At 35.7% G+C, this 8,051-nt stretch carries 8 protein-coding genes and 1 tRNA gene; 5 read left to right on the forward strand and 4 right to left on the reverse strand.

Annotated elements, in window-relative coordinates; genetic code table 11:
- Together JAZ75_RS26020 and JAZ75_RS14920 are read left to right on the forward strand one after the other, a co-directional pair.
- Window positions 1-268 (forward strand): hypothetical protein (locus JAZ75_RS26020; RefSeq protein ID WP_232789208.1); only part of this gene is annotated, 268 nt, incomplete at its 5' end.
- Window positions 269-1,085: 817 nt separating this feature from the next.
- Window positions 1,086-1,159: transfer RNA gene (locus tag JAZ75_RS14920), tRNA-Pro, on the forward strand.
- 41 nt (window positions 1,160-1,200) lie between these two features.
- Here JAZ75_RS14920 and JAZ75_RS14925 read toward each other — a convergent pair.
- Both JAZ75_RS14925 and JAZ75_RS14930 read right to left on the reverse strand, forming a co-directional pair.
- Complete coding sequence (locus JAZ75_RS14925; RefSeq protein WP_208696364.1) at window positions 1,201-1,848, reverse strand: bifunctional 4-hydroxy-2-oxoglutarate aldolase/2-dehydro-3-deoxy-phosphogluconate aldolase; 648 nt, start codon at window positions 1,846-1,848, stop codon at window positions 1,201-1,203.
- Between the two features lie 8 nt (window positions 1,849-1,856).
- Window positions 1,857-2,846, reverse strand: coding sequence for a sugar kinase (locus JAZ75_RS14930; RefSeq protein ID WP_208696366.1), 990 nt, complete (start codon window positions 2,844-2,846; stop codon window positions 1,857-1,859).
- A gap of 161 nt (window positions 2,847-3,007) precedes the next feature.
- Between JAZ75_RS14930 and JAZ75_RS14935 the strand changes: the two genes are divergently transcribed.
- From JAZ75_RS14935 to uxaC, 3 genes are read left to right on the forward strand one after another with little or no spacing between them, the layout of a single operon-like run.
- A complete protein-coding gene (locus JAZ75_RS14935; protein ID WP_132846213.1) occupies window positions 3,008-3,829 on the forward strand; it encodes an SDR family oxidoreductase in 822 nt (273 codons plus the stop codon).
- A 12-nt stretch (window positions 3,830-3,841) separates the two neighbouring features.
- The gene (uxuA, locus tag JAZ75_RS14940; RefSeq protein WP_183918227.1) at window positions 3,842-5,002 is read left to right on the forward strand and encodes a mannonate dehydratase; all 1,161 of its coding nucleotides are present in this window, start codon (window positions 3,842-3,844) and stop codon (window positions 5,000-5,002) included.
- A gap of 10 nt (window positions 5,003-5,012) precedes the next feature.
- The gene (gene uxaC / locus JAZ75_RS14945) at window positions 5,013-6,422 is read left to right on the forward strand and encodes a glucuronate isomerase (RefSeq protein ID WP_208696367.1); all 1,410 of its coding nucleotides are present in this window, start codon (window positions 5,013-5,015) and stop codon (window positions 6,420-6,422) included.
- 22 nt (window positions 6,423-6,444) lie between these two features.
- On the opposite strand, the gene JAZ75_RS14950 is transcribed toward uxaC, so the two are convergent.
- Both JAZ75_RS14950 and JAZ75_RS26025 read right to left on the reverse strand, forming a co-directional pair.
- Window positions 6,445-7,470, reverse strand: a complete 1,026-nt coding sequence (locus JAZ75_RS14950) for a LacI family DNA-binding transcriptional regulator (RefSeq protein WP_021191083.1) — start codon at window positions 7,468-7,470, stop codon at window positions 6,445-6,447.
- A gap of 289 nt (window positions 7,471-7,759) precedes the next feature.
- Window positions 7,760-8,051 (reverse strand): hypothetical protein (locus JAZ75_RS26025; protein WP_232789209.1); only part of this gene is annotated, 292 nt, incomplete at its 5' end.

The following is an 8,051-nucleotide window of genomic DNA, read 5'->3' on the forward strand; positions in this document are numbered from 1 at the left end:
CATTCCGAACAGAGAAGTCAAGCCCGCCAGAGCCGATGGTATTGCCGTAACAGGTGGGAGAGTAGGTCGGTGCCTTTTTTTATACAGAAGCCTTTGCTATACAGCAGAGGCTTTTTTGTGTTTGTACCTTTTTTATGCTGTGAACAGGGCTGTTCCTGTTCTTCCAGTGCCTTCTACAGGGCCTTCATGTTTATCATTTAACCTATTCAGCTTTCATATCCTCTTCTTATCTGACAAGCATACTTTCACTATATCTTCCGATCTCTAATTATTGACACTTTTAAACAGTTAAAGTACTTTTATGTTTTTCTCTAAATAATCGGATTATTTCATTGTTCTAACTTGCTTCTTTAAGAACTCATTAATTAGAGGTGTAATCTTGAATATTTCAATAAATAAAAATTTAGTAAATGATTGTTCATTTCTAAACAACATATAAAATGTTAATTGTAAGGCACTTGCATTCCTTCTAAGAATTTATTGCCTTTAGAATTTAAGCTACTCATGTAGTTGTGTCTGTTGAAAATGGGTTTATAAGCCTGAAAATTGATCGAAATTCAACCTAGATTTTAAAATTAATTAGCTAAAATATATGGTTGCTACTTATTGTATAATTCAGAAATCAGGCTATTGGAGATCAGTAGGATTTCTGAATGAGTGCAAATCGGCGAGGTATACAATTAGTTTTAAAACTAGAGATAGCACATCTATTCAGGATAAATGGGAACAAGTGAACGTAAATCTCTTTTCAACTAATCAAAAATATTGATATTTATTACATAGTTTAAAGGTTTATACTTACTCATTTTTGTTTTTTTTTGAAATCAATTTAAGCATTTGTAATAGCGAATGGACTGATAAAAGCTATTCTTTAGAGAAGAAACATGTTCTAAGAAATTATCGATTTAGACCATGGAGAGGCAGATTATCTTATAAATCACCTTAAATATGAGATTGTTTTTCGGTTAATTGAAATTTATTTATCAGCTAATCAGTCTTTTATTGTTCAAAGTGAAAAATAAATTTGACATTACTAATATTCGCTGTATATTTGCATCACAATAAAACAAAAGGTGATACCTTTTCGGGGTGTAGCGTAGCCCGGTATCGCGCCACATTTGGGATGTGGAGGTCGTAGGTTCGAATCCTGCCACCCCGACAAAAAAAGCTCTAACGAAAGTTAGAGCTTTTTTTATTTCTCTATTTTATGCTTTCAATATACTGAAAAGCTTTTTGTAATCTATTTTCAATATAATTATTTTCTTCTGATTCTGTCGGGCCATTAAATAATTTTGATCCCATACCTACTGCTGATACTCCAGCTTGGAACCACGCTAATAGATTTTCTTCATCTAATGATACACCACCTGTAGGCATAAATTTCAATGATTGAAATAGAGGCTTGATGCCTTTCAAAAAATTTGCTCCTAAGGCATCACCGGGGAAAAGTTTTACTAATGGTGCACCAAATTCTTCAGCAACTGAAATTTCAGTGGGAGTCATGCAACCCGGTATCCAAAGTATATTATTTTTTAAGGTCACATCTGCAATTTCTGCTTTCACAATAGGACTAACAATAAATTCTGCTCCTATATTTATGAAATCTAGGGCTTGTTGCTTCGTTTTAATGGTTCCAATTCCTAGCTTTAAATCTTTGAAATTTTCATCGCGATATTTAAGCAGAGCCTTAAAGTTGTTATGCGCTTCAGGGCCTCTATTAACAAATTCGAAAACGCGAACTCCACCATTATAACATGATGTTAAAATGGCAATACATTGGTCAATATCGTCGTGATAGTAAACGGGGATAATGGGAGAACTTTCAATCTTAGATAGGATAGTATGCATGTTGATTATTATAAATTGATGAAATCACCTTTGTTAAATAGTTTTTTGAATCCGAGTTGGGTTGCAGTGTCTATAATGTCTTGAGCAGACTTACCGTCATAAATAGCAGCAATTAAACCGCCCATAAAGGCGTCTCCGCTACCAATACGATCAATTAAGTCATTTGTCTCTAAAATAGTACTTATTTTATTTTCTGCAGGGCTATGATATGTTCCGTAAAATAGATTATGTTTAGGGTTATCCATAAATCTAAACGTATTAGCGATGTGTTTGCATTTGGGATATTTTTCAAATATTTCTTGGGCAACTAAACTGGAATAGTCGAAATATTCGCTGGAAGAAGTAGTTCGGACCAACTGCTCATGAATAGCAGTTCCAAGCATTTTGTGTTCAGCCCAAATATTTCCCATAATAACATCGCAATATGAAACTAATGTAGGCATAATATCTAGTGGCTGTTTTCCATATTGCCATAACCTGCTTCTATAATTGAGGTCGACAGATATGGTGATTTTCTTTTCGTGCGCTATTTTTAATGCTGTTAGCATGAGCTGTGCTAATTCCTCGTTTAATGCAGGTGTTAAGGCTGTCCAATGAAACCATGAACAGTCGGTAAATAGTTCATCCCAATCAATATCTTCCGTTTTAAGGGTGGAAAATGACGAGTACTTACGATCGTATATTACCTCTCCGCTTGTTAAACCATTTGCCGATTGCAAAATGTAAGAACCTAAGCGTTCGCCACCAAATATAAACTTGGAGGTATCGACGTTTTTGTGATTGAGTGTGTTTAAAATCTCCTTGGTCAAAGAGTGATCGGGAGCGACAGACACGTAAGTCGTCGGTATTGATAGCGAAGCAAGAGCCACAGCAACGTTCGCTTCTGATCCTCCTGGAAAGGCATAGACTACCGATTGGTCATCATTAAAAAAATATTCATCTTTTGCTTGTAATCTATAAAGAATCTCTCCGAAGCAAAGGACCGTGTTTTTATCCATAAGTTATTAGTTTACTTTTCGAAAGTAGTATAAATAATTGTATTTCTGTATTGATTGTGTCTATAATTTCGAAAACGTTTGAGTAAATAAAGTTATAAGGATGTTTCTTTAGGAATTAATTATTTCATAAAATTGGTAACTTTAAATCTAACAATTATAAAATGGGGATATTGGATAAATTTTCATTGAACAATCACGTTGTTGTGGTTACCGGTGCAACTGGAGTTCTAGGAAAATCTTTTGTAGATGCTTTGGCTGAAGCTGGTGCAAAGGTTGCAGTACTGGGTAGAAATAGAGAAAAACTCCAAGAAAGAGTCCAGGCTATTGAGGCGAAAGGTGCTGAGGCATTAGCAATACAAGTAGATGTTTTGAACGAAGAGGACGTGATACGGGCTAGGGATGAAATAATAGCGAAATGGGGTACGATTGACGGTTTGGTCAATGCTGCTGGCGGTAATATTGCTGGAGCAACAATAAAGCCTGAACAAAATCTTTTTGACCATGATATAAGAGATACGCTGAAAGCAATTGAGCTTAATTTAAATGGAACAATTATTCCGACACATATTTTTGGACGTGTAATAGCTGAATCTGGTAAGGGTTCTATTGTTAATATTTCCTCACTTGCGGCAAGTAGACCATTAACTAGAGTTTTGGGGTATACGGTTGCAAAACACGGTGTAGATGGCTACACGAAATGGATGTCTGTTGAATTAGCTTTACGATACGGTGATAAGGTACGTGTCAATGCAATTGCACCAGGGGTATTTTTAACAGAGCAAAATCGAAACCTACTGATAAACCCCGATGGTACATATTCCGACCGAGCGCAGAAATTTATTAATGCGATGCCTTATCAACGTTTAGGAGAGCCAGATGAACTGAAAGGAACTTTAGTCTACTTATTAAGTGATGCTTCTGCTTTGGTTACTGGTGAAACGATTTTTGTTGATGGCGGGTTTAACGCATGGTGTGGGGTTTAATAAATTTAAGGTATGAAGAAACTTGAACAAACTTGGAGATGGTATGGGCCTAATGATCCCGTTTCCTTGGATGATATAAAACAAGCTGGTGCGACAGGTATTGTAACGGCATTGCACCATATTGCCCATGGCGATGTTTGGCCTGTCGAAGATATTTTAGAGCTTAAAAGAATTATTGAAGATAGTGGATTAGTCTGGTCGGTCGTAGAGAGTCTTCCAGTGCATGAGGCGATAAAAACAGGAAGCAATGATGCCACATATTATATTAAAAACTATGTGATGTCTTTGGAGAATTTAGCGAAATGTGGAATTCAGATTATTACTTATAATTTCATGCCTGTTTTAGATTGGACCAGAACACAATTAGATCTGTTGATGAAAGATGGTTCAAAAGCTTTATATTTTGATTGGATTGACCTTGCCGTATTTGATATTCATATACTAAAGCGAATAGATGCAGTCAAGGATTATACAACAGTGATATTGGAAGGAGTTGAAAAAAAATTTTCTTCTTATTCACAGCAAGATCTTAATGCGTTAGAACAAGTTGTTTTGATGGGAATCCCTGGAGAAAATGATATTACACTACAGGATCTGAATAACAGCATTGCTGTGTATGGTCAGCTTGGTCGAACGGGATTATTAAATAATTTGCTTCATTTCCTGTCATCGATAAGTGACGTTTGTGAAAGGGAGGGGATTAAAATGACTATACATCCCGATGATCCGCCATATCCAATTTTAGGTCTTCCACGTATTGTGAGCAATCAATCTGATCTGGTAGCAATACTTGAAGGTGTTAATAAGCCGTTTAATGGCATTTGCTTTTGCACAGGTTCCCTTGGTGCTAGTCAGTCAAATGATGTTGCATCCATTTTGGATGTTGTTAAAGAAAGAGTTTACTTTTCGCATCTGAGAAATGTAAAGAAAGACACTTTAGGAAGTTTCTTTGAAGCTGATCATTTAGATGGTGATGTAAATATGTATGCTGTGATGAAAATTTTGATCACTGAAAATCAAAATCGAATCAGACCTATTCCCTTTAGACCTGACCATGGTCATCAAATGTTGGATGATCTAAATAAGAAGACGAATCCTGGATATTCTGCAATTGGTCGTTTGAGAGGGCTCGCAGAACTCAGGGGATTAGAATATGGAATTTTAGGTCAATAAACAAAAAAGAATGTCAGATTTTATCAATCATAATTTTATACTGCAATCGGATATTGCACAACAGCTATATCATAATTATGCAAAAGATCTTCCTATTATAGATTACCATAATCATCTTCCCCCTGATCAGATTAGCAATAATCATCAGTTTGACAATCTTGCTCAAATTTGGCTCTCTGGTGACCATTACAAATGGCGTGCTATGCGAACTTTGGGAGTTGAAGAGAAATATATTACAGGAGAAGCTTCTGATTTTGAAAAATTTCAAAAATGGTCGGAGATTGTGCCTCAAACATTGAGAAATCCGCTGTATCATTGGACACATATGGAGCTTAAGAATCCATTTGGAATTAGCAAATTGCTCAACACTCAAAGTTCACATGCTATTTATGAACAAACAAGGGAACAATTGAAGGAACCGAGTTTTAGTACTCAGGGACTTTTGAACCATTTTAAGGTTGAGATGGTGGGAACAACTGATGATCCAATTGATAGTCTGGAATTTCATAAAGCTTTAAGTTTAAAGACTGAATTTAACACAAAAGTACTTCCGACGTTTCGCCCAGATAAGGTTTTTCAATTATCGAAAGGAGATGTATTTAGAGCTTATGTGCAAAAACTATCCGATGTGAGCGGAATAAAAATACACCACTTGGATTCTTTATTAGAAGCACTTGATGAACGAATTAATTATTTTGACTCTTTGGGTTGTGTGGCTTCAGATCATGGGTTGAAATATCTGCCTAAAAAAGGGGCATTTAATTTAGCGGAAGTGAATTCTACTTTTATCCGCGTGATCAATGGAGATGATACCGGAGCTTTGGAAGTGGAAGATAGCTTTGTTTTTTATATTTTAAGTGAATTATGCTCAAAGTACCATGCAAAAAATTGGGCGCAGCAATTTCATTTAGGCCCGTTGCGTGATACAAATAAAGGGAAGCTCGCAATTTTGGGTGCTGATACGGGATATGATTCTATTGGGGACTACCCTCAAGCTGATCGTATGGCAGATTTTTTTAATTATCTCGATACAAAGGATCAATTGGCCAAAACAATCATATATAATGTTAATCCTGCTGATAATGCTGTTTTTGGTTCAATGATCGGTAATTTTCAGGGCGGAAATATGAAGGGAAAAATTCAATTTGGTTCAGGATGGTGGTATCAGGATCAGTTGGATGGTATGACAGAACAGATAAATGCACTTTCTAATTATGGTTTGATCAGTTGTTTTATTGGGATGTTAACCGATTCGAGAAGCTTCTTGTCTTATTCTCGACACGAATATTTTAGAAGATTGCTTGCTAATATTTTTGCAGAAGATATCATCAAGGGTTACCTTCCGCATGATGTCGATATGATTGGAAAGGTTATCGCGGATATTTGTTATCACAATGCGGTTGCCTACTTTAAAAAGTAAAAAAGCTAACTGAGGTGCAAAATCAAGTCAAAAGACTTGATTTTCTTATTTCCAGGGTAGTTTCTAGTTCGATTGTTTCAAAATCGTTATGTGATGGACGCTTAATAAGATAAATGAGTTTTTTCATTGCAGTATGTCCGATTTCACTTGCAGGCTGTTTGATTCTGCTCAATGCAGGGTTGAGTGACGTTGGAATAGAAATATTAGAAAAGCCAATAACAGCAATTTCTTCCGGAACCTTAATTCCGAGTTCTGCTAGAATTCCGAGTGTTCTTGTGGTGATGACATCGGTGGCTCCAAAAATTGCATTTAGCTTATGTTCTGTGTTTAGTGTTTTTTGTATGGCGCTTTTGATTTGTTTATCAAGTATTGCGGTATCTTGAATATTACACTCAATAAAGTAATAGGGCTTTAGTGGAATTTCAAATTCTCTTAAAGCTTCTTTATATCCGTTTAACCTGTCTTTGGAAACACCTAATTGGTGTCCTGTAATATGAAGGATATTTGTACGTCCTTGTTCGAGGAGGTGTTTGGTAGCTTTATAAGCCCCGTCGAAATTGTTGGCACCCACTTTATCTGTTTTTAATTGATTGACTGTTCTATCAAAAATAACGATGGGTTTTCCGTTTTCTTGTAATTCTTTCAATAAACTCAGATTCGATGATTCGCTGACTGGTGAAATCAAAAGTCCGTCGATACCTCTCGAGTTTAAAACTTCAATACAGGATTTCTCAACCTGTATATCTTCTCTGCTCTGCATAATGATGATATCAAAGCCTGTTTCGATAGATGCTTTTTGAATTCCGTCTAGTATTTCTGCTATAAATGTATTATTAATCGCGCATACAATGACACCGATAGTATTTGTTTTCCCGATTTTAAGACTTTGTGCCACTTTATTAACGCTAAAATTCATTTTTGTAGCGTAGTCCTGAACAACCTTTTTGGTCTTCTCACTAATTTCATAACTATCTGATAAAGCTTTGGAAACGGTTGAGATTGATATATTCAATGCTTTAGAGATATCTTTTAAGGTAGTTTTAGCCATTTTGATTACTAATTTTGGTTATTGTAGATGTATAAAGATATTTATAAATATGATATATCACTAAACAATCTACATAATCGACAATCGATTTTGAGCAGAGATTATACATTTTCTATTAATTATATGTTTAACCATAAATTTATCGGTCAGGTTATAAGCTGTTTACCGTTTCGAGGCAAACTATTTCCGGAAAAGATTAGGAAGTGATTATAAAAAGTCCCTATCTTTGCACCACTCCGCAAGGGAGGAACGGCTGATCCGAAAGGGGAGGCACTGAAAAAAGAAGGGTTTAATTCAGGTTAAACGCAGAAACAGCAGGAAAACAAAAAAAATAAATTTTCACATTTATTTTGGAGAAACCAAAAAGATTTCTACCTTTGCAGTCCCAACGGAAACGAAGGGAAACAGAATAAGATCGATAACGGCGCAATGCCGACATCATAAAAGCCGAAGCGAGGTGCGGAAGCGACAGAAGTTCTTTAAAAATATAATCATGTAACGTAACGAGTAGTGTTGAGAAACGACGAAAGTTAAAAAAATCAACCTGTTCAATTTTAGAATTAGAAATTAAAATACAAGAC

Source organism: Sphingobacterium sp. UDSM-2020 (genome assembly GCF_016132525.1).
Lineage (GTDB): Bacteria > Bacteroidota > Bacteroidia > Sphingobacteriales > Sphingobacteriaceae > Sphingobacterium > Sphingobacterium anhuiense.

What these genes read in the sequence shown, in the direction of transcription:
- JAZ75_RS14925 (WP_208696364.1), bottom strand. Translation starts at nt 1,848, where the DNA reads ATGCATACTATCCTATCTAAGATTGAAAGTTCTCCCATTATCCCCGTT.
- JAZ75_RS14930 (WP_208696366.1), bottom strand. Translation starts at nt 2,846, where the DNA reads ATGGATAAAAACACGGTCCTTTGCTTCGGAGAGATTCTTTATAGATTA.
- JAZ75_RS14935 (WP_132846213.1), top strand. Translation starts at nt 3,008, where the DNA reads ATGGGGATATTGGATAAATTTTCATTGAACAATCACGTTGTTGTGGTT.
- uxuA (WP_183918227.1), top strand. Translation starts at nt 3,842, where the DNA reads ATGAAGAAACTTGAACAAACTTGGAGATGGTATGGGCCTAATGATCCC.
- uxaC (WP_208696367.1), top strand. Translation starts at nt 5,013, where the DNA reads ATGTCAGATTTTATCAATCATAATTTTATACTGCAATCGGATATTGCA.
- JAZ75_RS14950 (WP_021191083.1), bottom strand. Translation starts at nt 7,470, where the DNA reads ATGGCTAAAACTACCTTAAAAGATATCTCTAAAGCATTGAATATATCA.